Raw genomic sequence first — 25,182 nt, 5'->3', positions numbered from 1 at the left:
AAACGTTTTCAAATATAAGAGGGAACGAGTTCCGTATCATATTGGAGGCCTCATCTTGGGATGATGTGGTCTTGTACAGGAGGAAATAGCCATTATGAGTCAAAATCGTCGTTTATTTACTTCAGAATCAGTGACAGAAGGACATCCGGATAAAATCTGTGATCAAATTTCAGACAGCATTTTGGATGAAATTTTAAAGAAAGATCCAAATGCACGTGTTGCCTGTGAAACTTCTGTTACAACCGGTCTCGTATTAGTAAGCGGTGAAATTACAACGTCTACTTATGTCGATATTCCAAAGACGGTGCGTGACACAATTAAGGAAATTGGCTACACACGTGCGAAATATGGTTTTGATGCGGAAACATGTGCTGTACTTACATCAATTGATGAACAGTCTGCTGATATTGCGCAAGGTGTAGACAAAGCGCTTGAAGCACGTGAAGGAACAATGACGGAAGAAGAAATTGATGCGATTGGTGCAGGTGACCAAGGATTGATGTTTGGTTTTGCCAACAACGAAACCGAAGAGCTCATGCCGCTGCCGATTTCACTAGCGCATAAATTATCTCGCCGTTTAACAGAAGTACGTAAAGATGAAACACTTGCATACCTTCGTCCAGACGGAAAAACACAAGTCACAGTTGAATATGATGAGCAAAACAAACCAGTTCGTATTGACACAGTGGTTATTTCTACGCAGCATGCACCAGAAGTGACGCTTGAACAAATTCAAAGTGACTTAAAAGAGCATGTCATCAGTCCTGTCGTTCCAAGTGAACTGATTGATGAACAGACAAAATACTTCATTAACCCAACTGGCCGTTTCGTGATCGGAGGACCTCAAGGGGATGCTGGTTTAACTGGACGTAAAATCATCGTTGATACGTATGGCGGATACGCTCGTCATGGAGGCGGTGCTTTCTCAGGTAAGGATGCAACGAAGGTTGACCGTTCTGCGGCATACGCTGCTCGTTACGTAGCGAAAAACATCGTAGCTGCCGGCCTTGCAGATTCTTGTGAAGTACAGCTTGCTTATGCAATTGGGGTTGCACAGCCTGTATCGATTTCAATTGATACATTCGGGACAGGAAAAGCTTCAGAAGAAAAATTAATTGAAGTGGTTCGTGCAAACTTTGATCTTCGTCCAGCTGGCATTATTAAAATGCTAGACCTGCGCCGTCCGATCTACAAACAAACAGCTGCATACGGACATTTCGGCCGTCACGACTTAGATCTTCCGTGGGAAAAAACGGATAAAGCCGATACACTTCGCAAAGAAGCATTGGGACAATAACAACATAAAAAACCGCTTATTTTAAGCGGTTTTCCTTTTGATTAAAAAAAAATCTTCAAAAAGCGAAAAAATGTGAAACAAAATCGGACAAAATACTGTCTAATTATAGGTCTACTTTTAAGAAATAACATAACGTGGAGGCAATAATATGTGTGGGTTTGTTGGTGTATTTAATCACCGTCCATTGTCCGAAACTACTGAACAGGAAGAGCTAATTAAACAAATGAATCGTCTCATCGTTCATCGTGGTCCGGATGATGAGGGTTACTTTCATGATGAGCATGTAGGATTTGGATTTAGACGTTTAAGTATTATAGATGTTGAGCACGGAAAGCAGCCGCTTTCTTATGAAGATGAAAAGTATTGGATTATTTTCAACGGAGAAATTTATAACTATGTGGAGCTGAAGGAAGAGCTTGTGAAAAAAGGCTATACGTTCAGCACAGATTCTGATACGGAAGTACTTCTTGCTACATACCGTCATTATAAAGAAGAAGCGGCTTCTAAGCTTCGCGGCATGTTTGCATTTTTAATTTGGGATAAAGAAGCGCAATTATTATATGGCGCAAGAGATCCTTTCGGCATCAAACCGCTTTATTTTACACAAATGGATGAGCAAGTGTACTTTGCATCTGAACGCAAAAGCTTGATGGCAGTGAACGAGAACATTTTATTTGATGAGACTGCTTTGCAGCAATACATGTCATTCCAGTTCGTACCTGAGCCAAATACACTTGATCAAAAGGTGCACAAAGTAGAGCCAGGTCATCAGTTTACTTTACGCCCAGGACAGGAGATTGAATTTAAGACTTACTGGAAAGTTCAATTCAAGCCTGAGCAAACACAAGAACAAAAGCTGATTGAAGAAGTCCGCGATGCAATCTATGATTCTGTGAAAGTTCATATGAGAAGTGATGTTCCTGTTGGTTCATTCCTATCAGGTGGTATCGATTCTTCTTTCATCGTATCTGTCGCAAAGGAATTTCATCCTGAGCTGAAGACGTTTTCTGTTGGTTTCCAGCAGGATGGCTTTAGTGAAGTTGATGTAGCGAAGGAAACGGCTGATAAGCTGGGCTTACAAAACTTCAGCGCGGTAATTTCTCCTGAAGAATATATGAATGAGCTTCCGAAAATTGTTTGGCATTTAGATGATCCTTTAGCTGATCCGGCGGCGATTCCATTGTATTTCGTGGCAAAGGAAGCGAAGAAACAAGTGACGGTCGTTCTTTCTGGTGAGGGAGCAGACGAGCTGTTCGGTGGATATAATATTTACCGTGAGCCGCTTTCTCTTAAACCATTTGAATCTGTTCCATCTATGCTGAAAAAGCTTCTTCTTCGTCTGGCGCGCTTAATGCCAGAAGGAATGAAAGGAAAAAGCTTTATCGTCCGCGGCTGTACACCATTAGAGGAACGTTATATCGGTAATGCGAAAATCTTTGAAGAGCCAGTAAAGAAAAACCTCTTAAAGCAGTATGATCCGAACATTACGTATCGTGATGTGACGAAGACATACTTCGAGGAAAGTGCAGGCTACAGTGATATTAACAAAATGCAATATGTTGATATTCATACGTGGATGCGCGGGGACATCTTACTGAAAGCAGATAAGATGACAATGGCGAATTCTCTTGAGCTTCGCGTTCCTTTCCTTGATAAGGTCGTATTTGAAGCGGCTTCTAAAATTCCAGAAGAGCTGAAAACAAAAGATGGCACAACGAAATATTTATTGCGTAAAGCAGCAGAAGGCATTGTGCCTGATCATGTGTTAAACCGCAAGAAGCTTGGCTTCCCTGTTCCAATTCGTCATTGGCTGAAAAATGAGATGAACGCTTGGGCGAAAGACATCATTAAAAACAGTCAAACTGACGAATATATTAACAAAGCGTATGTGCTTGATTTATTAAATGAACATTGTGCTGGTAAAGCAGATCATAGCCGTAAGATTTGGACCGTCCTGATTTTTATGATTTGGCACAGCATTTATGTCGAGCGCAGTATTGATCCAGAGCAATTGAATCATCAACCGAAAGAAGTCATCTTCAGTTAATGAAAAAAGGTTTTCAGCTTTGTGCTGAAAACCTTTTTTGTCATGATAGAAAGTGGCGGAAAAGGGTAAAATAACAAGCGGTTCATAGTTATTGCTTAATATCCTGAAAAAAACATGATAAAGTGAAGATACACGTATGATGTTAACGAGATAAAAGGGAACGATAGTATTGTCCTTTTTCTACATATTCTCTGCGGATTCGGTCCATGTCTTGGATATCTTCATCTGTTAACAGCCGAACGACTTTGGCTGGACGGCCAAAAGCGAGTGATCCTTTTGGGATGACCTTTCCTTGAGGGACAAGACTTCCTGCACCGATAAAGGCGCCTTCGCCAATCTCCGCACCATCGAGAATGATAGACCCCATGCCAATGAGGGCATTTTTTCGAATGATTGAGCTATGTAATGTGACTTGGTGTCCAATGGTAGCACCATCTTCAATAAGAAGTGTTTTTCCAGGACTTTGATGCAGGCACGATAAATCTTGAATGTTGACGTTCTTTCCAATTCTCACAGGTGCAACATCGCCTCTGATGACGGTTTGGAACCACACGCTCGAATATTCTCCAATTGTGACATCACCGGTAATGGTGGCGTTATCTGCGACAAAGACCGATTCATGAATCTCAGGTGTAAACTGATGATATGGATAAATCACTTTTTCGACTTCCTTTCTTAATACAACATTTGTGAGGTGTTTACTTTGTGGACTTGGCATGCTGAAAGACCAGTTGGTACAATTGTCATTGTACATGGTGCGAGTGAATATCACGGCCGATATAAATGGCTGATTGAAATGTGGCGGAATGCAGGCTATCACGTCGTTATGGGTGATTTGCCTGGGCAAGGCACATCGACACGTGCGCGAGGCCACATTCGTTCGTTTCAAGAATACATTGATACAGTCGATGAATGGATCGAGCATGCGAAATCATTCAGGCTTCCTACTTTTTTACTTGGACACAGTATGGGTGGACTCATTTCAATTGAGTGGATGAAGCAGTATACCCATACGAAGTTGAATGGCCTTATTTTATCATCACCTTGTTTAGGTCTGCAATTTAAACCGAAGAAGCTGATGGATTTTGCGTCAAAAGGTCTAAATGTGCTGGCACCGTCTTTTAAAGTGGAGTCAGGGCTGTCGATTGAACTAGCCACACGAAATCAGGCGGTCATTGAGGCAGATTCAAATGATTCTCTTTACGTGACAAAGGTGTCGGTTCGCTGGTATCGAGAGCTGATCAAAAATATCGATGCGGCGATGCAGCCGACGAATGTCTTTAAATCGATCCCGCTCCTTTTAATGCAGGCGGGAGATGATAAGATCGTCGATAAAACGAGGGTGATTAAATGGTTCAATGGCATAGAATCAACCAATAAATCATACCGTGAATGGGAAGAGCTGTATCACGAAATTTTTAATGAACCAGAAAGAGAAGATGTGTTTAAGGCGGCAAGAGCCTTTACAGATCAATATATTTGATTGTGAGCTTTAAGTTGGGGGTGGAGTGATTTGTCAGTACCAGAGCGTCCTTTTGCACTGATGACAAAAGTGTATAAAGATATTTTTCCGCTTGTTCATCAGGAGCTGAAAAAGTGGCGGGCTCATGCCGAAATGATTGAAAATGAAGAACTGAGAACGCAGGCACTAGCGAGCATATCGAGTAAAACGTTTCACTGTGAAGGCGGAGGTATTTTATCTCTTCTGGCAGGTGAAGAGAAAGAAACGTGCATTGAATTCATTGTGGCGTATCAAACCATCAGTGATTACTTAGATAACCTTTGTGACCGCAGCACGTCGCTTGATCCAAAGGATTTCCATATGCTGCATCAAGCGATGAGAGATGCGCTTGATATTCATGCTGAGCTCAAGCCATACTATCAATTCCGTGATGATCAAGAGGATCATGGATATTTACATGCGCTTGTCCGCACATGTCAAGACGTGCTTACACGCGTTCGGCATTATCCGATCATTCAGCCATATTTACACACGCTGTGTGATTACTATAGTGACCTGCAAGTACATAAGCACGTTGTTCCCCATGAGCGTGTACCACGGCTAGAGTCATGGTTCCGCCAGTATGAAAAAGATTTGCCGAAGATGGAATGGTATGAGTTTTCAGCTTGTGCGGGATCAACGTTAGGGATATTCTGTCTTGTGGCGTATGCGCTGCAGCCTGATTTTACAGAAAAGCAGGCGAAGCAAATTTACGAAAGCTATTTCCCTTATATTCAAGGTCTGCACATTTTACTCGATTATTTAATAGACCAAGAAGAGGACAGGCTTGGGGGAGATCTGAACTTTTGCTCATACTATGATTCTCATCATGAGATGATGGATAGACTTCAGCATTTTATTGAAAAAGCGGATGAGCAGCTGAAAGGCATTCCGCATGAAAACTTTCACAAATTGATTAACAGAGGATTACTGGCGGTCTATTTGTCCGATGAAAAAGTGACAGCCCAAAAAGAGATGAACAAGCTGGCAAAAAGGCTGATCAAATCAAGCGGGAAAACATCGTTCTTTTTCTATATTAACGGAAGAGCCTATCGGACTTATCAGAAAATGCCTTGGATGAAATCATCATAAAAAAGCTCAAATCCATTAGGATTTGAGCTTCAGCGTGTAGACAAACCCTCGCATTCGGTGTCAGGTCTGCGCGCCGGTACTCACGAATGTCGAATTCGCTCCGTTCCGGTGCTCGCCCGTTCCTAGACTGCAAAGGTTTTCTATCACGCTGAAAAGAAGAAAAAAGCTAAAATGCACATCATTTTAGCTTTTTTTCAATGGCGACCACAAAAGGCGGGTCGTTTTGAATATTCATGTATTGATATGATAAAACTTGTACCTCTTCATGAGGGAGTGATCTGCAATAGTCGAGAAGCACTTCTTTTTCTCTTTTACCTTCGGGATGTCCATGGTAGATCACAAGGACGATCAGTCCTCCGGGTTTGAGCCATTCGAGGAGCTGCTTGATGGCTTCAATGGTTGTATGAGCCTGAGTGGTGACGGCTTTATCGCCTCCTGGCAGATACCCAAGGTTAAACACTGCACCAGATATATGTCCATAAACATCCTTCGGAAGATGATCCGCCAGTTTTTCATGTCCATCATGGATCAGGTGAACGTAAGGATATTGACCGCCAAGCCTTTTGCTTGTCTGCTGCAAGGCTTCCTCTTGCACGTCGAATGCAAACACTTGTCCTTCAGTTCCTACAAGGTCCGCTAAATAGAGTGTATCATGGCCGTTTCCCATTGTTGCATCTATGACGATGTCGCCTTTTTGACAAGCGCGTTCTAACAGCTCTTTACTAAAAGGAAGCATGCGTTTCAAAATCATTTAGCTGCTTCTTCCAATCTGACGAAACGTTTCCCTTGGTAGCTGTTACGTCTTTCGAGCTCAGCATTAATGGCATTGAGCACTTCCCACTTGTTAACACTCCACATTGGACCAACCATTAATTCAATTGGGCCGTCCCCTGTAATACGGTGAATAATCATTTCTGGCGGCAGAATCTCCAGCTGATCACAAACAAGCTGAACATATTCCTCCTGGCTTAAAAACTCAAGCTTTCCTTTTTCATATTGCTTGACCATTGGAGTCCCTTTTAAAAGGTGAAGCAAATGAATTTTAATTCCCTGCACATCTAAATCCGCAACAGCTTTTGCTGTTTCCATCATCATGTCTCGGTTTTCAAGAGGCAATCCATTGATGATATGTGAGCAGACACGAATTCCGTGTTTTCTCAGTTTTTCTACACCTTCAACGTAGCATTCATAATCATGAGCACGGTTAATGAGCATAGCTGTCCGTTCGTGTACCGTTTGAAGACCAAGCTCTACCCATAGGTAAGTGCGTTCGTTTAATTCGGCTAAATACTCCACTACGTCATCCGGCAGACAGTCAGGTCTTGTTGCAATGGATAGACCTACGACACCATCCAGATTCATGACGGTTTCATATTTTTCTTTTAGGACAGGAAGCGGCGCGTGTGTGTTTGTATACGCCTGGAAATACGCCATGTATTTTCCGTCTTTCCATTTTGTATGCATCCGGTCTTTGATTTCGTTAAATTGAGTGATGAGATCATCAGCCCGGTTTCCTGCAAAATCACCAGATCCAGCGGCACTGCAAAATGTACAGCCGCCGTGGGCTACAGTACCATCACGGTTTGGGCAGTCAAAGCCGCCGTCTAAGGCTACTTTAAATACTTTATGACCAAAGTGTTCACGCAAATGGTAGTTCCATGTGTGATAACGTTTTTCGCTGTTTGAATATAAAAAAGGGTTATGCTGATCCAAGTCAGTAACCTCCTTGCATAATAATAGGCATCCTTAAAGTTTAACAAAAATCACGAAGGAGGACAATTGAATCTGTCCAACATTTTCTTTAGTGAAAAAGCTTTACATGGGCAAAATAGGCGGGAGCGATGATGAAATGGAGGGAATGTAAGATGGCAACAAGGCAGTCGATCGATGAATTTATTCAAAAAAGTACGGAAACCCTTGAGTTTGCAAGTGAACAATTTGATTTGAGCTCACGTCAGGAACATTATAATGAGGAAGAGTTTTCTAAAGCACAGCTCATGCTTGAGAATACGGTCAACGAATTAGAAAAATTAAAAGATGTCGCCAATGACCAGCAAAGAGAACGATTAGACAGGGCGCGTGTTCAAATTCAGAGCTTACAAAATCAAATGATTTTAGGGATTTCCTACGATAATGAATGATGAACAGATCCTTCTTTTAAGGGTCTGTTTTTTATTTTCTTAATTAGTTATTGACTTTTATGCTGGGTGTCTATATTGTATTAAGTGTACTATATCAACTAATACACTATAGACACTTAAAGTGAAGAAAGGTGTTCAACCATGAAAAAAGAAAAAAACCCAATTAATTTGAAGTGGATGGTGCTGGCTGTTGCGTTAGCATGTACATTTTTTTTCGTTCTTGTTTTCATTGGTTTTGAAGTTCAAAAAGATTTGATACCCAATTCAGTTCCTTTAATGCAAGGACATGAACAAGCGATAGGACTGCAAAAGCATGAATGAGGAAAGAGGGAGTCATCATGATTCAAATAGATCCAAGAAGCGCTGCGCCAATATATGAACAAATCATTGAGCAGCTCAAAATTTTATGTTTAAAAGGCGTGATGAAGCCAGGTGACAAACTGCCCTCTGTCAGAGAGCTCGCCACCATTATCATTGCCAACCCAAACACCGTCAGTAAAGCGTATAAAGAGCTAGAGCGGGAAGGGATTATTGAAACTCTGCGGGGCCGCGGTACGTATGTAACAGAAGGTGCTCAGTTAAAGCTGAATGAAGGGAAGGTGCTCCAGATGAAAGAACAGTTAAGACAACTCATCATAGAAGCTCATCATGCTGGTATTGATATTCATCAGCTCAAGGAATGGCTGGAAGAGATCGGCTCAAGTCTAAAAGGAGGAAAACAAGTTGATTGAGGTTAGAAATGTATCAAAGAAATTAAATGGACGCGAAGTACTCAGCGACGTTTCCTTCAAAATAGGCGAAGGTGAGATCTTCGGTCTGCTTGGCCGGAATGGCTCTGGGAAAACAACACTTCTCAGGTTGATTCAGCAAATTCTTCTTCCAGATGAAGGAGAGATTTATTTTAAAGACGTACTGGTGAAAGACCACCCTTTAGTAAAGCAAAATATTGTATTCATGCCGGTCGTGAATCCCTACTTTGACAGATACAATTACGGACAGCTTGTCCAGCTGTTAAAGCATATATATCCAAAGTTTGATGTGACCTATGCCAATGAGCTTGTGAACCGCTATGAAATTCCGGAAAAAGTAAAGTATCGTGAATTGTCGACAGGGTTAAAGAAACAGCTGTCATTAATTTTAAGCTTTGCCATCAAACCAGCTGTCATTTTATTAGATGAGCCGACTGATGGAATTGATGCCGTCACAAGAAATGACGTTCTTCAGCTGATGATTGACGAGGTGGCAGAACGACAAACAACGATTTTAATTACATCTCACCGCTTAGAGGACATTGAACGCATGTGTAATCGAATTGGATTTTTAGAAGGAAATCAGCTCACAAGTGTCATGGATTTAGATGAATTAAAGAATGACTATGTCAAAATCCAAATGGCCTTTGAAGAAGATATGAACTTAAGTATTCGAAAAAATGGCGTGGCGATTTTGGATCAAGCGGGCGTTTTCTATACAGCGCTTGTTCTAAAAACCGACGAAGAAGCTAAAGAGTACTTGAAGTCACTGAAGCCAAAAGTATGGCATGAACTGCCTGTGAATTTAGAAGAAGTATTCATTGCAAAGTTTGGAGGGAAACGCAGATGGTAAAGCGGCAATTATTATATAAGGAGTGGAAGCAATCTGAGCTGACATTCATTTTAGTGATGCTTGTTGCTGCGCTTGCGACGCCCTTCGCATTCTTAATGGAATATTCGTCTTTTCAAACGTGCCTAAACGATACAGAGTGTATTACGGATGCACCACGTTTTTCTTATATCTTTAAGACGGATCCATTCCTCTCTCTTTCATGGCTAATGGGAATTTTCTTTGCTGTCATGCAGCTTGGATTTGAGAGAAATAAAGGGCAGATGGATTTTACCTTATCCTTACCATTTAGCAGGAGTACAATCTATCACACAAAGTTTTTCTTAGGTGCTGGAATCATTGCAGTCGCTCATGCCGTTTCTTATGTTCTTACTTATTTACTTATTTTAGGACTTAACCCACTAGAGACACCTGGCTTTCATAGCGTTTATATCATTTCGCTTGTGTCCTCCTTGATGTTTTATAGTTTATTTTTTGCAGCGGGTACTTTAACCGGAAGTTCCATTGCGCAAGCAATCGTTGGGTTCAGCACAGCTATTTTACCCTTTTTAGTGATCGGATTACCGCTTGTTCATGTAGATTTTATCATCAAGACAAGTGGGAGTTGGTTAGATAAGAGCTTCGCTTATTTGATATCGCCTATATCTCCAATCAACTATATTATAGATGAACCTTTCCGATCTGATTATCCTCTTTGGTTCTCAGGCGAAAAAATCATTATACCTATTGTCATGGTGGTTCTGTTTTATCTAATTGGCTTAATTAGCTTTATAAAACATCCAATTGAAAGAAATGGCCGCTTCTTCCTTTACTCAAGTATGGATAGACCTATTCAGATTATGGTCATTGTCTTCGGTGTTCTAGGGTTTGGATGGTTTGGTTTTTCTTCAGATAATTCCATATTTGGTTATATCGTTGGCATGCTCATCGGTGGAGTCGTAGGCGCCTTAACGAGTTATTTCTTAATCTATAGAAAAAGATAAACAGAGAGCAGGGGAGTAGAGATGATTCAGATTCAAGCATTAGATCATGTATTTAAAATTGGTAAAAAGGGCAGGGAAAATGAAATTCCTGTGCTGAAAGGGATTGACCTGTCCATCAAAAGAGGCGATATTGCTTGTATTGTTGGACGAAGTGGTTCGGGGAAATCGACTTTATTGAACTTAATATCAGGCTATATTACGCCAACGAGCGGAAAAATTGTCATTGATGGCACCGATGTGACCGGCTTTAATGAAAAAGAATGGGCAGACTTTCGCTTAGATCACTTTGGCTTTATCTTTCAAAGCTTTCAGTTGATCGGGAGCTTAACAACGTATGAGAATGTTGAACTTCCGCTTACTTTAAAAGGGGTGAAGCCGTCTGAACGAAAGGCGAAAGTAAAAGAAATGCTGAAGCGAGTAGGACTCGAACATCATGCAGGACATTACCCAAATGAGCTGTCAGGCGGACAGCAGCAGCGTGTGAGTATTGCAAGAGCCTTGATTTTAAATCCATCTATTATTTTAGCGGATGAACCAACAGGTAGTCTGGATTCAGAAACTGAAGGAGAAATTTTAGCCTTTATCCAGCAGCTCAATCGCGAAAAAGGAATTACATTTGTCATCATTACACATGACGATGAAGTCGCTTCAATCGCAGACACAACGTTCCAGCTTCACGATGGTGTATTAAAGAAAGGGGAACAATCCATTGAAATTTAGAGATCAGGTCAAATTCATTAGAAGAAATATGAAGAAAAATAGATTGCGTGTGTTTATGACCATTCTTGCGACGACAATGGCATGCTCTTTCTTAATCGTTCTAGCGTCTGTCGGTTTTGGTTTGCAAAAATCAGCTCAAGATGAAATTATGAAACAGCAAATCATCACAGAAATTAAAGTGTTAGGAAAAGAAAAAGGAGACGTTAAGATTGATGATTTAAAGAAATATGATCATGTGAAATCTGTCGTCTCAAGAACGGCGATCAATCCATCGGTTAACGTCGAGCTCGATAACCGTTCAAGTGAAACGCAGGCTGCTTTGACTGATATGAAAGAAGAAAAAGAAGCAGGACTTGAGCTAGACCGAGGAAAAGTCCCAACATCAGCGAACGAAATTGTGGTTGGGTATCATATGGCGCAGCAACTGTGGACAAAAAAAGAACGCGAAGACTATGAAAAAGAATTAAACCAGACGTCAAATGGGGAAGAAACACCGAAGGAGCCAAAAGGCTACACGAAGGATATTTTAAATAAAGTGATTCAAATCAAAGTGCCAAAACTAAATGAAGAAGGGGAAGTCGTTAAAGAAAAAACATTTGATTTCCGTGTAGTAGGTGTTTTGAAAAAGCCGAATTTAGAGTGGCAGGAGGATCATAAAATTCTGATACCGAATGCTTATGAAAAAGAATTTGGTCAAATACTCGACCTGTCTCCTGAAGCAGGAAATGTCGAGAAAATGACTTCTGTTTATGCAGATAAATTCGACAATGTCGGTACGCTCACGAATAAACTGACAGATGAGGGCTATCAAGTCATCTCTGTAACGAACCAGCTTGAAGGAATGGATATGTTCTTTACGGTCTTCAAAATTGGACTCATTTTTGTCGGATGTATTGCAGTCATTATTTCTGCCATCGGAATTTTCAATACGATGACCATGGCGGTAACAGAGCGAACACAAGAGATTGGGATTATGAAAGCCATTGGCGCGAATCCATCCATTATCAAGCGGATGTTCCTAATGGAAAGTGCTTATATTGGAGTCATCGGATCAATCATCGGTATTATCATCTCATATTTGATTAGTTTCGCCGTTAATTTAATCATCCCAGCCATTTTGTCGTCCATGTCTGAGGGAGGATCAAGCGATCAATTCTCGATTACTTTTTCCTATATTCCACTCAGCCTTGTCATTACAGCGACTGTGATCAGCGCAGGGGTAGCGATCATTTCAGGGCTTAACCCGGCACGTAAGGCAACAAAAACGAATGTATTAGCAGCTTTAAGAAGAGAAATCTAAAAAAGAACCTCCTGTAAACCCGATTGGGCGCTCAGGAGGTTCTTTTTTATCTTAATTAAACATCGCTATTGCTTAGGTGCCCTGTATCCGGCACGCTCTGCTTCTTCTACTGAGCAGAACATTTTGGTTACATTCTTTGTTCTAGAGTAGTATCTGCTGCTTGGTGTGTGGTAAATACCATTGACACTCCCTTTAATGTTACAGGCAGCCGATTCTTTTTTTGTTTCCTTTTGTGATTCATGACCGCCTGTGCTTTTTCCTTCATCTTTAGGTGCGGAGCGCTGGACGGTGGAAGACTTCGTATCGCTGCTGCTATTCTTGATTTCTTGTTTGAGTGTTTCATTGCTGGAGGTGAGCTTGTCTATTTTCTCTTCAAGCGATTGAATGGTCTTCTCTTGCTGCTTGACCGTTTCTTTTTCTGAGGTGATGGTTTCTAGCTTCTTTTCCAGCTTTTCTTTTTCCTTCTCCGCATCTTCTAAAGAGGAGGTAAGCGACTCTTTATCAGCTTTTAAGCGCGAAATGTCAGATGAGAGTTCCTTTTGATCCTTTAACAGCTGTTCGGAAGATGGATCGGCTTGTGCCTTTGGCGCATTTCCAGCAGTAAGCGGTAATGACATAATGGAAAAGAAGAGACCAATGATCAAAAATGGATAAAAAAGTTTCTTTGAAAAAATCAGCTCGTTCTTGCGTTTGAGTAAGAAGAAATTGACAGCATACCCGATGGCAAAACAAACACATAAAAGACCTAATATGAGTAAAAACATATCTAACAGCCCCCCCTAAATTGCTATTTACACCTATCATACCTCATTTTTCCATTTTGGGGAGCGGTTCAATTAAAAAAAACCTGTTTACACAGGGTTTTCCAGCGTGTAGACAAACCCTCGCATTGGTTGTCAGGTCTGCGCTCCGGTGCTCACGAATGTCGAATTCGCTCCGCTCCGGTGCTCGCCCTTCCTAGACTGCAAAGGTTTTCTATCACGCTGAATAGAAGACAAAGGGCTAAAATAAAGATCATTTTAGCCCTTTGTCAACCATCTGAAAAACCCTGTTTACACAGGGTTTTCAGCTAATGGTAATCCTTTTATGGCTTCTTTTACTGTCAAATAAGTGATTGTATTCTGGAAATCTGTATCGAGGTCTTTCATTTTCAGCGCAAGCTGCGGCTTAATCCCAGTGATGATCAGTTCGGTTCCAGTTAGATTGAGAAGATGATGCAGTTTGAAAATACGTGCTGCGACGGAATCATCGACCTCGATTAAACCAGAAAGGTCGACAATTAAATAATCATCCTTTGAATCATCTAATATACAGGTTAACTTAGCGACAATGGCATCAAAGCGTTCTTCAGATAATTTTCCGATAAGCGGAAGAGCAGATACACCATTTTTGATTGGGACGATTGGCGTCGAAAGAGAGGTGACTTCCTGTAAGGAATCTTCTAGGAGCTGTTCATATTCTTTCTGTTTCGTAATATCCTTTTGAAAACCAATGAAAAATGTTTTGTCATCTTGTTCAATGTATAGAGGATCTATATTGAGTTCATTCCAAAAAAAAGTGCCGTCTTTTTTATAATTTTTTAGCTGTGTGGTAATAGGTGTTTTGTTTTGAATTCCATGACGAATTAAAGCTAGCTGCTTTTGATCCGTGTCTTTTCCTTGAAGGAATCGACAATTACGACCAAGAATCTCATCTGGTTTGTATCCAGTCATTTGTGTAAAGCCGTGATTCACATAAACGATAGGGTTATCCTCTAAGGAAGGGTCTGTAATGACAACACCGATCCGCGCATGATCCAGCGCTTTTTTGATGAGTTCAAGCTGTTTTTGCAAGCCGAAAATGTTCGAGCTGACCATATTACCCTCCTTTGCTGCTATAAGACATATCAAATGGTTGTCTTTTCAACCAAATGAATCCTTTTAAACGTAACATAACATATGTTCTGTTTCAACGATTGCAAACGCTTTGTTAAATTTGTCATCATAGTTTGTCCTCCATTAGAATAGAGTAAGTAAGGAGACTTTTCATTAGAAAAAGAAGGAATCAATTACTCATCATTCATAAAATGACAAAAATAGTTAATATGGATTAGGTAAAAATGATTCCAATGCATCAAGATTGTTTTTGGGTCATTCACATATAATGGAAGAAACAAGCTTTTTTTCTTCGTTAGAGAGAATAGACCTTTTACATGGATTATGACGGAACAGCAGAATGGCATTACAGGGGGCTGGACAGCCTGAAGTCGCTTTACTATTCTAAGGGCTTTAGGAAGGTGATGAAAATGCTGCAACAAGTCATTATTGCTTGCGCCATTGGAGGGGTCATGGGCATTCTCGGTCACGTAAAGAAAAAAGGCAGGCTAGAGAAGCCCAGAATGACAAAAAAGTTTATTTACTTAGGGTTTATTGAAGATTGGCTCGTTGGGATGATTGCCGCTACACTGCTTGTCTTATCCTCAAATCCCGAATCTAGTCTGCACTTGATCATCTTATCCATTATTTCAGGTTACGGAGGAGAAGCAGTTCTGCGAAGCTTCGATTTTGTGAGAGAAGAACGTTCACAGGATGCAGGCTCCAACCGTCATAACCGATCTCCACACGAATAATATCCTCTACTTTACCCTAGTCTAGGGTACATTCCCATTGTATACAAACCTGCTTGCACTTATGATCATAATTCTATAAAATACTACTTAGATGACGGTTACGATAAGAACAGTGAAGAGGAGTAGTAGGAAAGCAGTATTTGTCTTTAGAGAATTGACGGCTGGTGAAAGTCAATCAAATCTGCTTCTGAACTCGCCTCAGAGTTGCAGTTGCGTTAAAGCTTCTGTCGCATGTCTGCGTTAAAGATATTAAGTGAGCGTACGAACAGCATGTTACGCTAACAAGGGTGGTACCGCGGGAACCAAAAAATCTCTCGTCCCTTTCCAGGGATGAGGGTTTTTTGTTGATTTTAGAAAAATCTGAATTCTTGCAGTGGTCATCTAAGCAGATAAAGCCGTACATATTAAAGGAGGTTTTCACATTGAGTTTTCAGCATCGGGAAATTGAAAAGAAGTGGCAGGATTATTGGCTGACACATAAAACATTCGCCACATCTGACTCGGAAGATAAACCGAAGTTTTATGCACTTGATATGTTTCCATATCCATCAGGAGCAGGGCTTCATGTCGGGCACCCTGAGGGCTATACAGCAACGGATATTCTATCACGCATGAAACGTATGCAGGGATATGATGTTCTTCATCCAATGGGGTGGGACGCATTTGGGCTCCCGGCAGAACAGTATGCACTTGATACAGGAAATGATCCGGCGGCCTTTACAGAAGAGAACATCAATAACTTCCGCCGCCAAATTCAATCACTAGGGTTCTCGTATGATTGGGATCGAGAAATCAACACGACAGATCCGAATTACTACAAATGGACACAATGGATTTTCTTAAAATTGTACGAAAAAGGATTGGCCTATATCGATGAAGTACCAGTGAACTGGTGCCCAGCGCTTGGCACAGTGCTTGCAAATGAAGAAGTCATTGATGGAAAAAGTGAACGCGGAGGCCATCCTGTTGAAAGACGTCCTATGAAGCAGTGGATGCTAAAGATTACAGCATATGCGGACAGGCTGTTAGAAGATTTAGAGGACATTGATTGGCCTGAAAGCATCAAAGATATGCAGCGTAACTGGATCGGACGCTCTGAAGGAGCGCACGTTCATTTTGAAGTAGAAGGACATGACGAACAGTTTACGGTTTTCACAACGCGTCCTGATACACTATTTGGCGCAACATATGCAGTGCTTGCACCAGAGCATGCACTTGTTGAAAAAATTACATCAGATGCTCAAAAAGAAGTTGTTAAAGCGTATATCAAAGAGATTCAATCAAAGAGTGACTTAGAGCGGACAGATCTTGCTAAAACGAAGACAGGTATTTTCACAGGAGCGTATGCCATCAATCCTTTAAATGGTGAAAAGATGCCGATCTGGATTGCCGATTACGTGCTGGCGACTTATGGAACTGGAGCCATTATGGCAGTTCCTGCCCATGATGAACGTGACTATGAATTCGCCAAAACCTTTGATCTTCCAATTAAAGAAGTTGTAGAAGGCGGAGACATTGAAAAAGAAGCCTACACAGGTGATGGAAAGCACATTAACTCTGATTTCCTAAATGGGTTAGGAAAAGAAGAAGCGATTGAAAAAGCGATTGCATGGCTTGAAGAACATCAAAAAGGTGAAAAGAAAGTCACATATCGTTTAAGAGACTGGCTGTTCAGCCGTCAGCGCTACTGGGGTGAGCCGATTCCAATCATTCATTGGGAGGACGGAACATCTTCAGCTGTTTCAGAAGAAGAGCTTCCACTGATCTTGCCTAAGACGACAGAGATTAAGCCAAGTGGTACAGGTGAATCACCATTAGCCAATATTAAAGACTGGGTTGAGGTTGTAGATCCTGTTACAGGTAAAAAAGGCCGCCGCGAAACGAATACAATGCCGCAATGGGCAGGCAGCTGCTGGTATTTCTTACGTTATATTGATCCTCATAACACAGAAGAGCTTGCCTCTCCTGAAAAGCTGAAGAAATGGCTTCCAGTTGATGTGTATATCGGCGGAGCAGAACACGCTGTACTGCATCTTCTATATGCACGCTTCTGGCATAAATTCTTGTATGATATCGGTGTTGTTCCAACAAAAGAACCTTTCATGAAATTGTTCAACCAAGGTATGATTCTTGGGGAAAACAATGAAAAAATGAGTAAGTCAAAAGGAAATGTGGTCAACCCAGATGATATCGTAGAATCTCATGGTGCGGATACATTACGACTTTATGAAATGTTCATGGGACCTTTAGATGCATCAATTGCTTGGTCTGAAACAGGACTTGATGGCGCTCGTCGTTTCCTTGATCGTGTATGGCGTCTCTTTACAAATGAAGATGGTTCACTCAGTGATAAAGTGACAGAGCAATCTGGCGGCGCATTAGAACGCAGCTATCATGAAACAGTTATGAAGGTAACGGATCATTATGAAGGCTTGCGTTTCAATACAGGAATTTCACAATTAATGGTGTTTATCAACGATGCCTATAAGGCGGATACACTGCCGAAAGAATATGCAGAAGGCTTTGTAAAGCTTCTTTCTCCAATTGCACCGCATTTAGCAGAAGAGCTTTGGAATAAACTTGGTCATGAAGGATCTATTTCTTATGAAGCATGGCCTCAATATGATGAGTCAAAGCTTGTCGACGATGAAGTAGAAATTGTTGTACAGCTTAACGGTAAAGTAAAAGCAAAATTAACCGTTCCTGCTGATGCAACAAGGGAGCAGTTAGAAGAGCTTGCGAAAAATGATGCACGTGTAAAAGAACAGCTTGAAGGGAAAACCATTCGTAAAGTGATTGCAGTTCCTGGGAAGCTTGTCAATATTGTTGCGAACTAATGATGACACCCATCGGTATGAACCGGTGGGTGTTCTTTATTTCCCGGGACATAATTTTGTCGAAAACAAGGTGATTCCCGCATTGGTCTCGTATTTTAACAGGTGATCAAGAAAATGAGGAGTGACGTCAATGGAAAAGGAAAGCAAACGTGAACAACTGCTCAGTCTGTTAGGAGAAATGCCAGAACGTCATCGCGTGGAGGCTTATACGTTAAAAATGGAAGAACGTGAATCATATGTAGTGGAAACTCTCATTCTCTCTATGAATGGTGTAGAGGAAGTCCCTGCTTATTTTGTGAAACCGAAAGATACGGTGAAAAAAAGACCCGTTGTGCTGTTCCAGCATTCACATGGCGGGAATTACGTGAATGGGAAGGAAGAGCTGTTAAAAGGTGCTCATTATTTGCAAACGCCTTCATATGCAAAAGAGTTTACGTCTAAAGGATATAGTGTACTGGCCATTGATCATGCAGGGTTTGGTGAGAGAAGAGGAAGAACAGAAAGTGAAATTTTTAAGGAAATGCTTTTAACAGGAAAAGTGATGTGGGGCATGATGCTGTATGAAAGTATGTGTGCGATTGATTATTTGCTGTCTCGATCTGATGTGCTGGCGGACAGGTTAGCTGTCTTTGGGATGTCAATGGGCGGTCTTCTTTCCTGGTGGACGGCTGCACTTGATGAGAGGGTCAGTGTGTGTATTGATCTTTGTGCACAGGTGGACCATCATACATTAATTGAAACGAACAATTTGGACAGACATGGCTTTTATTACTATGTACCGAGCTTGGCGAAGCATTTTACAGCAGCGGACATTCAAGAAATGATTTTTCCAAGACCGCATTTAAGCTTAGTTGGAAAACTTGATCAGCTCACGCCTGCTGAAGGCGTTGGAAGGATTCAAAAGGTATTGAGTCAAACCTATGAAGCTGCTTCATTGAAAGAACGATATCAGCTTACCCGTCTTCATGCAGGTCATTTTGAAACAGCCACTATGCGTCACGAGGCGACACGATTTTTGAAAAAGTGGCTGTAATCAAGAAACGCTTGGACATACTACGTCAAAAGAAAGGAGGAGACAGATGAAAAAAATCACCATCATTGGCGGATGCGGTGTGATTGGACGTCTTTTAACAAAAGCGCTCTCTGATGAGTACAGCGTCACGATTATTGATCTAACAAGCTGTGTAGAAGGAGTCATTTTAGCCGATGCAGCGAATGAACAGAATGTATATGAGGCAATTCCGCGGGATACAGATGTCATCTTGCATCTTCTAAACATGGACATGACGCATGATGTGATGGATCATGAAGAATTTGCAAAAATGACTGATATTTTTTGGAGGAGTACCTATTATATGTTTCGTTCAGCCGCGCGGCTTGGAATTCGAAAAGTCATTTTTGCAAGCAGCAACCATGTGACAGATCGTTATGAAGAGGATGGACGCTCCTTACTTGGGCGGCAGATTACAACTGACGATGTGCCTGCGACTAAAAATGTCTATGGCATTTTAAAATTTGCTTCCGAACAGCTAGGGCGTTTGTTCCACGATCAAACGGGAATGTCTGTCATCAATTTAAGAATTGGAACAGTGGTGACAGATGAGATGACGGCATTACACAAAAAACAAAGAACAAAAAGAACACTGCTGTCACATGAAGATCTTGCAGGTATGATAAAGGCAGCGATTGAAACGAATATCTCCTTTGGGACCTATTATGCTGTATCAGAGAATGAAGAAAAGCCGTGGTCTATTGAGAAAACGAAGCAGGAGTTAGGCTATGAACCAGATGTCAATACGACGGAAATCCTCGAAGAAAATGATCGAGCATAAGGCATAATCATGTCATGAGCTAATGATCTTATTCTTTTGTTTCATGAGCATAAAAGCACGGCTGATATGATCTATCCAGTTGGTCTGTCAAAATGATTATAGACGCTTTCTTACCCCGTTTGTTACATTTTAATCACGATATCGTCACAGGCTGCAGCTTACTTTCAGATGAAATGATAACGCTTTCAAAGAAAGGGCGTGATGAACATAGATCGTTCTATTAAAGGCCGATTGTTCAATTTATTTAATTACTCTTTTCTACTCATGTTCGCATTAATATGTGTGCTTCCGTTCATCCATGTCATTGCCGCCTCTTTTGCAACAGTAGAAGAGGTCATCACCAAGAAGTTTATCTTGTTCCCGACGACGTTTTCTCTAGAGGCATATCGATATATTTTTTCTACAGATATTGTGTATCGCAGCCTCATTGTGTCCATTCTTGTGACGCTCGTTGGAACAGCTGTCAGTATGTTTTTGTCCTCGCTTATGGCATACGGGCTGTCTCGTCAGGAGCTAAAAGGCCGGAGAACACTGATGTTTCTCGTTGTTTTCACGATGCTGTTTAGCGGAGGGATGATTCCGACGTTTATTGTGGTGAAAACACTTGGTCTGCTTGATACGTATTGGTCACTTATTCTACCGGTTGCAATCAATGCGTTCAATTTAATCATTTTGAAAAACTTTTTTCAAAACATACCGGCAAGTCTTGAGGAATCAGCGAAGATGGACGGCTGTAACGATTTAGGGATTTTCTTTAAAATTGTGCTGCCACTTTCTTTGCCAGCCATTGCAACCATTTCACTTTTTTATGCCGTGACGTATTGGAATACGTATATGACTGCCATTCTGTATTTAAATGATTCAGTGAAGTGGCCGATTCAGGTGCTGCTGAGACAGATTGTCATTGTCTCAAGCGGAATGCAGGGAGATATGTCGGATATGGGCTCATCCACACCACCGCCAGACCAGACGATTAAAATGGCTGTGATCGTTGTGGCAACCATTCCGGTTCTGCTTGTCTATCCATTTATTCAAAAGCATTTCAACAAAGGGGCATTACTAGGTTCTGTAAAGGGTTAAAAAGATGGAACAACGGAGGGATTTTATGGGGAGAAAGAAATTATGGCTGCTTGCGTTTGTCCTGTTATTTGCAGCAAGCGGTATTCTGTCAGCGTGTTCAAGTAAAGGGGCAAACTCATCAGATGAGAAGGTTGATTTAGACAAAAAGGTAAAGCTGACATGGATGGCGATTTTATATCATCAGCAGCCGCCGAAGGATTCCGTTTTAAAAGAGATTGAGAAGCTCACAAATACAGAGCTTGATATTACATGGGTGCCTGATGCTGTGAAGGAAGATCGTTTAAATTCCGCACTTGCAGCAGGGAATTTGCCGCAAATTGTGACGATTCAAGACATTAAAAATTCGTCTGCGATTAATGCGTTCAGATCAGGCATGTTTTGGGAAGTCGGTCCGTATTTAAAGGATTATCCAAATTTAAGTAAGATGAACGAACTGATTAATAAAAACGCTTCTATAGACGGCAAGCTTTATGGCATCTATAGAGAAAGACCACTTTCAAGACAAGGGATTGTCATTCGAAAGGATTGGCTTGAAAATTTAAATTTGGATACACCAAAAACATTGGATGATCTATATGAAGTAGCCAAAGCCTTTACTGAAAAAGACCCGAATCAAAATGGAAAAGCGGATACAATTGGCTTTACGGATCGGAACGATTTAATTTATGGCGCATTTAAAACACTTGGTTCATATGAAGGAATGCCCACAGACTGGAAAGAAGAAAACGGGAAATTCACGCCAGACTTTATGACAGATGAGTACATGAATACAATGAAATACATGAAAAAGCTGCGCGACAATGGCTATATTAACAAAGACTTCCCAGTGACAAGCAAAACACAGCAGCAGGAATTATTCTCACAAGGAAAAGCAGGCATCTATGTTGGAAATATGGTAGATGCCGTGAACCTGAGAGATGATGCGACAGATAAAAACATGAAAGTAGATATTATCAACCGAATCAAAGGCCCAGATGGCAAAGAACGTGTGTGGGCATCAGGGGGGCATAATGGCATCTTCGCATTCCCTAAAACAAGCGTGAAATCAGAGGCAGAATTAAAGCGGATTTTGGCCTTCTTTGACCGCATTGCCGAAGAAGATGTATATGGTCTCATGACGTACGGTATAGATGGCCAGCATTATAAGAAAGAAGAAGGAAATACATTTGTCAGGGAAGAAAGCCAAGTGAAAAGCTGGCAGACAGATGTACAGCCGCTTGTCAGTCTTGTAGGAATTGATAAACGTTACTTGAAAAATAAAGGGGATGCAGTTCGTTCTAAATATGAAGAGCTAGAAGAAGACAATCAAAACATCATCGTTGCCAATCCTGCTGAAAGCCTGTATTCAGAAACAGCATCAGAGCGTGGAAACGAATTGAAGAAAATCATCGATGATGCGACGTATAAGTTCATTCTTGGAGATATCAGTGAAGATCAATTTCAGAAGGATGTAGAGAAGTGGAAATCCAATGGTGGGAATAAAATCATAGAAGAATATGAAGCTTCCTTTAAAAAATCAAAATGACCAATAGGAACACCCCCGCAAAGCAAAAAAGCGGGGGTGTTTTCATTAAAAGTCGAAGTTATCTGGATCTGGACCTATACGTTTGTTTTCATTTAAGTCAGAAAGACGTTTCATATCTTCATCAGATAAGACAAAATCAAATATATCAGCGTTTTCCTTTAAACGATGTGCTTTCGTTGATTTTGGGATGGTGATGACACCTTTTTGTACATCCCAGCGCAAAATAATTTGAGCAGGTGTTTTACCGTATGTGTCTGCGAGCTCTGTGATCAGCGGGTGATGCAGCAGTTCACCCTGCATCAGCGGTGACCAAGCTTCCATTTGAATGCCATGAGAGTTCAAATACGTAGAGAGTGTTTCCTGCGTTAGTTTTGGATGAAATTCTACTTGGTTGATCGCTGGTTTGATGTCTGCATCTTTTAATAGTTCGTCTAGGTGATGCGGCTGGAAGTTGCTCACTCCGATGGCTCTGACCTTTCCTTCACGATACAAGGTTTCCAGTGCACGCCAAGCTTCTTTGTATTTTCCTTCAACCGGCCAATGGATTAAATACAGATCAAGGTAGTCAAGCTGAAGCTTTTTTAAGCTTTCTTCGTATGCATTTAGGGTAGATTCATATCCTAAATCGGCATTCCACACTTTTGATGTGACAAAGATATCCTCGCGGCGCAGTCCTGTTTCTGCTAAACCAAGCTGTATGCCTCGTCCAACACCTTCTTCATTTCCATAAATAGCCGCTGTATCAATACTGCGATAGCCTAATTGAATGGCTGTTTTGACAGCATCAACTAATTCTGCTCCATCTTCCACCTTGAATACACCAAGGCCAAAGCCTGGCATGAGGACCCCATTGTTTAATGTTTTTGTACTTTGTAAATGTTCCATCATAAAAACTCCTTTAAATGGTTTGTGTTTGTTCTTTTTGTTCCATTTGATAACTGATCATCGTAAGAATGGCTGCGATGAGGACCATGATGCCGCCGACCCAGCCTGTATGCACAAGACCAAGTGTATCTGTCACGATGCCTCCTAAAAATGAGCCGATGGCAATACCGGCATTAAAGGCAGCGATATTCATAGCAGATGCGACGTCGACCGCTCCGGGTGTGTATCTTTCTGCAAAGTCAACGACGGCTACTTGCAGCCCAGGTACATTCATGAAAGCAAACAGTCCCATCAGAATGACGGTTCCAATGCCTAACACTGTGAATCCAGCAGTGAAGCTAAGGATAAACAAGATAATGCTTTGGATGATAAACATATAGATCAGTGCTTTCATTGGCTGTTCATTAGCAGCTTTTCCGCCAATGACATTTCCGGCTGCGATCGTGATTCCGTATAAAAGCAGGATTAAGGCCACAGCCCCAGGCGCAAGACCTGTCACATGCTGCAAGAGAGGAGATAAATACGTGAAGACGACAAAGGTTCCTCCATACCCTGTGGCTGTAATGACGAATAAAAGCAAAATTCTTTTTGTTTTTAATAGGACAGCTTGATCTTTAAAAGATGTTTTCACCCCCTGCTTTAATTGAGACGGCACAAGAAAATAGTTGGATATCAGTGCGATCAGACCAATGATCACAATCACACCAAATGATGTCCGCCAGCCGAGCTCATGACCAAGAAATGTCCCGAATGGCACACCTGTCACAGTCGCTACTGTTAAACCAGTGAACATAAAGGCAATGGCGCTTGCCCGTTTTTCTTTAACGACAAGGCTTGCAGCAATCGTAGAGCCGATGGACATGAAGATTCCATGGGACAAGGCTGAAATCACCCGGCCGATTAACAGCACTGAAAAAGTCGGGGCAATGGTGGCAAGTGTATTACCAATCAAAAAGACGAGCATAATGAGCAAAAGCAATGTCTTTCTTTTCATCGTGGAAGTAAGGGAAGTCAATATAGGCGCGCCAAATGTCACACCAAGTGCATATAAAGAGACAGTCCAGCCTGCCTGACTGACGCTCACTCCAAAGTCCTCTGAGATCATTGGCAAAAGACCGACACTAATGAACTCAGTTGTTCCTATAGCAAAAGCACTAATCGCTAGTGCGAGAAGAGCAAAATGGTTTTGCTTTTTCTTCATAAGTAAGTTCACATCCTTCTGTGATGACATTTTGATAGACGAAGCCGATCGGCAAGAGTTATTATCTAACATAGATGACGAAAAAAAAAGTACGTACTTTTTTGTAATATAGGTACTAAAAAGTGCCTGTTCGTACAAAGAGGAGTGAACATTCGATGGAAAAGAAAAAATATAATATCTCTGTAGAAGCAACGCTTGAGGTCATAGGCGGAAAGTGGAAGTGTGTGATTTTATGTCATTTGACACACGGGAAAAAACGGACGAGCGAATTGAAGCGGCTCATGCCAAACATCACACAAAAAATGCTCACGCAGCAGCTGAGAGAGCTTGAAAGTGATGGGGTCATTAACCGGATCGTCTATGAACAGGTGCCGCCTAAAGTGGAATATGAATTAAGTGAATACGGACAGTCGCTCGAAAGAATTCTCAATGCGCTATGCGATTGGGGAGCAGCTCATATTGAACGTGTGTATGGAGAGCCGCTTTCCGTGCTGGAAGACAGCATCTTAAATGAACAGTTTAAATAAAAGAGTC

General features: G+C 41.4%; 25 protein-coding genes and 1 other annotated feature. Of the genes, 18 read left to right on the top strand and 7 right to left on the bottom strand.

Annotated elements, in window-relative coordinates:
• The first annotated feature begins 94 nt into the window (after nucleotides 1-94).
• Nucleotides 95-1,297 carry a methionine adenosyltransferase gene (gene metK, locus MHH65_RS14025; protein ID WP_034279424.1) on the top strand — a complete coding sequence of 401 codons (1,203 nt, stop codon included), beginning with the start codon at nucleotides 95-97 and terminating at the stop codon, nucleotides 1,295-1,297.
• Nucleotides 1,298-1,445: 148 nt separating this feature from the next.
• Nucleotides 1,446-3,344 carry an asparagine synthase (glutamine-hydrolyzing) gene (asnB, locus tag MHH65_RS14020; protein WP_046312154.1) on the top strand — a complete coding sequence of 633 codons (1,899 nt, stop codon included), beginning with the start codon at nucleotides 1,446-1,448 and terminating at the stop codon, nucleotides 3,342-3,344.
• Between the two features lie 142 nt (nucleotides 3,345-3,486).
• Here asnB and MHH65_RS14015 read toward each other — a convergent pair whose 3' ends face one another.
• Entirely contained in the window at nucleotides 3,487-4,002 is a 516-nt protein-coding gene (locus tag MHH65_RS14015; protein WP_024426216.1) for a gamma carbonic anhydrase family protein, read from the bottom strand.
• A gap of 45 nt (nucleotides 4,003-4,047) precedes the next feature.
• Here MHH65_RS14015 and MHH65_RS14010 point away from each other — a divergent pair, with 45 nt between their 5' ends.
• Nucleotides 4,048-4,827 (top strand): alpha/beta hydrolase, encoded by a 780-nt coding sequence (locus MHH65_RS14010; RefSeq protein WP_024424906.1) that lies wholly within the window; start codon nucleotides 4,048-4,050, stop codon nucleotides 4,825-4,827.
• Between the two features lie 30 nt (nucleotides 4,828-4,857).
• Entirely contained in the window at nucleotides 4,858-5,937 is a 1,080-nt protein-coding gene (locus MHH65_RS14005; RefSeq protein WP_024424905.1) for a tetraprenyl-beta-curcumene synthase family protein, read from the top strand.
• Nucleotides 5,938-6,115: 178 nt separating this feature from the next.
• Here the strand turns inward: MHH65_RS14005 and MHH65_RS14000 are convergent, their stop codons facing one another.
• Both MHH65_RS14000 and MHH65_RS13995 read right to left on the bottom strand, forming a co-directional pair.
• On the bottom strand, nucleotides 6,116-6,688 hold the full coding sequence (locus MHH65_RS14000; protein ID WP_024426215.1) for a class I SAM-dependent methyltransferase: 573 nt from the start codon (nucleotides 6,686-6,688) through the stop codon (nucleotides 6,116-6,118).
• Nucleotides 6,685-7,650, bottom strand: coding sequence for a TIGR01212 family radical SAM protein (locus MHH65_RS13995; protein ID WP_017358356.1), 966 nt, complete (start codon nucleotides 7,648-7,650; stop codon nucleotides 6,685-6,687). The genes MHH65_RS14000 and MHH65_RS13995 overlap by 4 nt, the downstream gene beginning before the upstream one ends.
• Before the next feature lie 152 nt (nucleotides 7,651-7,802).
• Here MHH65_RS13995 and MHH65_RS13990 point away from each other — a divergent pair, with 152 nt between their 5' ends.
• The 7 genes from MHH65_RS13990 to MHH65_RS13960 all read left to right on the top strand — a co-directional run bounded on the left by MHH65_RS13990 (nucleotide 7,803) and on the right by MHH65_RS13960 (nucleotide 12,680).
• A complete protein-coding gene (locus MHH65_RS13990) occupies nucleotides 7,803-8,078 on the top strand; it encodes a YtzC family protein (protein WP_024426214.1) in 276 nt (91 codons plus the stop codon).
• Nucleotides 8,079-8,219: 141 nt separating this feature from the next.
• Nucleotides 8,220-8,399, top strand: coding sequence for a hypothetical protein (locus MHH65_RS13985; protein ID WP_024426213.1), 180 nt, complete (start codon nucleotides 8,220-8,222; stop codon nucleotides 8,397-8,399).
• A 17-nt stretch (nucleotides 8,400-8,416) separates the two neighbouring features.
• Nucleotides 8,417-8,809, top strand: a complete 393-nt coding sequence (locus MHH65_RS13980; RefSeq protein ID WP_024426212.1) for a GntR family transcriptional regulator — start codon at nucleotides 8,417-8,419, stop codon at nucleotides 8,807-8,809.
• Nucleotides 8,802-9,680 carry an ABC transporter ATP-binding protein gene (locus MHH65_RS13975; protein ID WP_024426211.1) on the top strand — a complete coding sequence of 293 codons (879 nt, stop codon included), beginning with the start codon at nucleotides 8,802-8,804 and terminating at the stop codon, nucleotides 9,678-9,680. The genes MHH65_RS13980 and MHH65_RS13975 overlap by 8 nt, the downstream gene beginning before the upstream one ends.
• Nucleotides 9,674-10,660, top strand: coding sequence for an ABC transporter permease subunit (locus MHH65_RS13970; RefSeq protein ID WP_024426210.1), 987 nt, complete (start codon nucleotides 9,674-9,676; stop codon nucleotides 10,658-10,660). Before MHH65_RS13975 ends, MHH65_RS13970 begins: the two co-directional genes overlap by 7 nt.
• A gap of 21 nt (nucleotides 10,661-10,681) precedes the next feature.
• Nucleotides 10,682-11,380, top strand: coding sequence for an ABC transporter ATP-binding protein (locus MHH65_RS13965; RefSeq protein WP_024424897.1), 699 nt, complete (start codon nucleotides 10,682-10,684; stop codon nucleotides 11,378-11,380).
• A complete protein-coding gene (locus MHH65_RS13960) occupies nucleotides 11,370-12,680 on the top strand; it encodes an FtsX-like permease family protein (protein ID WP_335350898.1) in 1,311 nt (436 codons plus the stop codon). The genes MHH65_RS13965 and MHH65_RS13960 overlap by 11 nt, the downstream gene beginning before the upstream one ends.
• Nucleotides 12,681-12,745: 65 nt before the next feature.
• On the opposite strand, the gene MHH65_RS13955 is transcribed toward MHH65_RS13960, so the two are convergent.
• Nucleotides 12,746-13,444 carry a hypothetical protein gene (locus tag MHH65_RS13955; protein WP_024426209.1) on the bottom strand — a complete coding sequence of 233 codons (699 nt, stop codon included), beginning with the start codon at nucleotides 13,442-13,444 and terminating at the stop codon, nucleotides 12,746-12,748.
• Between the two features lie 288 nt (nucleotides 13,445-13,732).
• The gene (locus MHH65_RS13950) at nucleotides 13,733-14,536 is read right to left on the bottom strand and encodes an STAS domain-containing protein (RefSeq protein WP_024426208.1); all 804 of its coding nucleotides are present in this window, start codon (nucleotides 14,534-14,536) and stop codon (nucleotides 13,733-13,735) included.
• A 422-nt stretch (nucleotides 14,537-14,958) separates the two neighbouring features.
• Between MHH65_RS13950 and MHH65_RS13945 the strand changes: the two genes are divergently transcribed.
• From MHH65_RS13945 to MHH65_RS13920, 6 genes are all read left to right on the top strand, one after another.
• A complete protein-coding gene (locus MHH65_RS13945; protein WP_008343006.1) occupies nucleotides 14,959-15,288 on the top strand; it encodes a DUF4257 domain-containing protein in 330 nt (109 codons plus the stop codon).
• Between the two features lie 103 nt (nucleotides 15,289-15,391).
• Nucleotides 15,392-15,613 (top strand) — a binding site (T-box leader).
• A 97-nt stretch (nucleotides 15,614-15,710) separates the two neighbouring features.
• A complete protein-coding gene (gene leuS, locus MHH65_RS13940) occupies nucleotides 15,711-18,125 on the top strand; it encodes a leucine--tRNA ligase (RefSeq protein ID WP_268414249.1) in 2,415 nt (804 codons plus the stop codon).
• Between the two features lie 130 nt (nucleotides 18,126-18,255).
• Nucleotides 18,256-19,158, top strand: a complete 903-nt coding sequence (locus MHH65_RS13935; protein WP_268414246.1) for a dienelactone hydrolase family protein — start codon at nucleotides 18,256-18,258, stop codon at nucleotides 19,156-19,158.
• Nucleotides 19,159-19,204: 46 nt separating this feature from the next.
• Complete coding sequence (locus MHH65_RS13930; RefSeq protein ID WP_268414244.1) at nucleotides 19,205-19,957, top strand: NAD(P)-dependent oxidoreductase; 753 nt, start codon at nucleotides 19,205-19,207, stop codon at nucleotides 19,955-19,957.
• A 219-nt stretch (nucleotides 19,958-20,176) separates the two neighbouring features.
• Nucleotides 20,177-21,037 carry a carbohydrate ABC transporter permease gene (locus MHH65_RS13925; RefSeq protein WP_087976618.1) on the top strand — a complete coding sequence of 287 codons (861 nt, stop codon included), beginning with the start codon at nucleotides 20,177-20,179 and terminating at the stop codon, nucleotides 21,035-21,037.
• A gap of 25 nt (nucleotides 21,038-21,062) precedes the next feature.
• Complete coding sequence (locus tag MHH65_RS13920; protein ID WP_041114932.1) at nucleotides 21,063-22,562, top strand: extracellular solute-binding protein; 1,500 nt, start codon at nucleotides 21,063-21,065, stop codon at nucleotides 22,560-22,562.
• 45 nt (nucleotides 22,563-22,607) lie between these two features.
• Here the strand turns inward: MHH65_RS13920 and MHH65_RS13915 are convergent, their stop codons facing one another.
• Both MHH65_RS13915 and MHH65_RS13910 read right to left on the bottom strand, forming a co-directional pair.
• Nucleotides 22,608-23,450 (bottom strand): aldo/keto reductase, encoded by an 843-nt coding sequence (locus MHH65_RS13915; RefSeq protein WP_034279459.1) that lies wholly within the window; start codon nucleotides 23,448-23,450, stop codon nucleotides 22,608-22,610.
• Between the two features lie 10 nt (nucleotides 23,451-23,460).
• Nucleotides 23,461-24,648, bottom strand: a complete 1,188-nt coding sequence (locus tag MHH65_RS13910; protein ID WP_046312130.1) for an MFS transporter — start codon at nucleotides 24,646-24,648, stop codon at nucleotides 23,461-23,463.
• 155 nt (nucleotides 24,649-24,803) lie between these two features.
• On the opposite strand from MHH65_RS13910, the gene MHH65_RS13905 reads away from it, so the two are divergent.
• Nucleotides 24,804-25,175 carry a winged helix-turn-helix transcriptional regulator gene (locus tag MHH65_RS13905; protein ID WP_003217763.1) on the top strand — a complete coding sequence of 124 codons (372 nt, stop codon included), beginning with the start codon at nucleotides 24,804-24,806 and terminating at the stop codon, nucleotides 25,173-25,175.
• Nucleotides 25,176-25,182: the final 7 nt, after the last annotated feature.

The sequence above is a fragment of the Bacillus sp. FSL L8-0654 genome, from assembly GCF_038629965.1.
Classification (GTDB): domain Bacteria; phylum Bacillota; class Bacilli; order Bacillales; family Bacillaceae; genus Bacillus; species Bacillus safensis.
This window is presented reverse-complemented; position numbering and strand designations above follow the sequence as displayed.

What these genes read in the sequence shown, in the direction of transcription:
- metK (WP_034279424.1), top strand. Translation starts at nt 95, where the DNA reads ATGAGTCAAAATCGTCGTTTATTTACTTCAGAATCAGTGACAGAAGGA.
- asnB (WP_046312154.1), top strand. Translation starts at nt 1,446, where the DNA reads ATGTGTGGGTTTGTTGGTGTATTTAATCACCGTCCATTGTCCGAAACT.
- MHH65_RS14000 (WP_024426215.1), bottom strand. Translation starts at nt 6,688, where the DNA reads ATGATTTTGAAACGCATGCTTCCTTTTAGTAAAGAGCTGTTAGAACGC.
- MHH65_RS13990 (WP_024426214.1), top strand. Translation starts at nt 7,803, where the DNA reads ATGGCAACAAGGCAGTCGATCGATGAATTTATTCAAAAAAGTACGGAA.
- MHH65_RS13985 (WP_024426213.1), top strand. Translation starts at nt 8,220, where the DNA reads ATGAAAAAAGAAAAAAACCCAATTAATTTGAAGTGGATGGTGCTGGCT.
- MHH65_RS13980 (WP_024426212.1), top strand. Translation starts at nt 8,417, where the DNA reads ATGATTCAAATAGATCCAAGAAGCGCTGCGCCAATATATGAACAAATC.
- MHH65_RS13970 (WP_024426210.1), top strand. Translation starts at nt 9,674, where the DNA reads ATGGTAAAGCGGCAATTATTATATAAGGAGTGGAAGCAATCTGAGCTG.
- MHH65_RS13965 (WP_024424897.1), top strand. Translation starts at nt 10,682, where the DNA reads ATGATTCAGATTCAAGCATTAGATCATGTATTTAAAATTGGTAAAAAG.
- MHH65_RS13955 (WP_024426209.1), bottom strand. Translation starts at nt 13,444, where the DNA reads ATGTTTTTACTCATATTAGGTCTTTTATGTGTTTGTTTTGCCATCGGG.
- MHH65_RS13950 (WP_024426208.1), bottom strand. Translation starts at nt 14,536, where the DNA reads ATGGTCAGCTCGAACATTTTCGGCTTGCAAAAACAGCTTGAACTCATC.
- MHH65_RS13945 (WP_008343006.1), top strand. Translation starts at nt 14,959, where the DNA reads ATGAAAATGCTGCAACAAGTCATTATTGCTTGCGCCATTGGAGGGGTC.
- MHH65_RS13935 (WP_268414246.1), top strand. Translation starts at nt 18,256, where the DNA reads ATGGAAAAGGAAAGCAAACGTGAACAACTGCTCAGTCTGTTAGGAGAA.
- MHH65_RS13930 (WP_268414244.1), top strand. Translation starts at nt 19,205, where the DNA reads ATGAAAAAAATCACCATCATTGGCGGATGCGGTGTGATTGGACGTCTT.
- MHH65_RS13920 (WP_041114932.1), top strand. Translation starts at nt 21,063, where the DNA reads ATGGGGAGAAAGAAATTATGGCTGCTTGCGTTTGTCCTGTTATTTGCA.
- MHH65_RS13915 (WP_034279459.1), bottom strand. Translation starts at nt 23,450, where the DNA reads ATGATGGAACATTTACAAAGTACAAAAACATTAAACAATGGGGTCCTC.
- MHH65_RS13910 (WP_046312130.1), bottom strand. Translation starts at nt 24,648, where the DNA reads ATGAAGAAAAAGCAAAACCATTTTGCTCTTCTCGCACTAGCGATTAGT.
- MHH65_RS13905 (WP_003217763.1), top strand. Translation starts at nt 24,804, where the DNA reads ATGGAAAAGAAAAAATATAATATCTCTGTAGAAGCAACGCTTGAGGTC.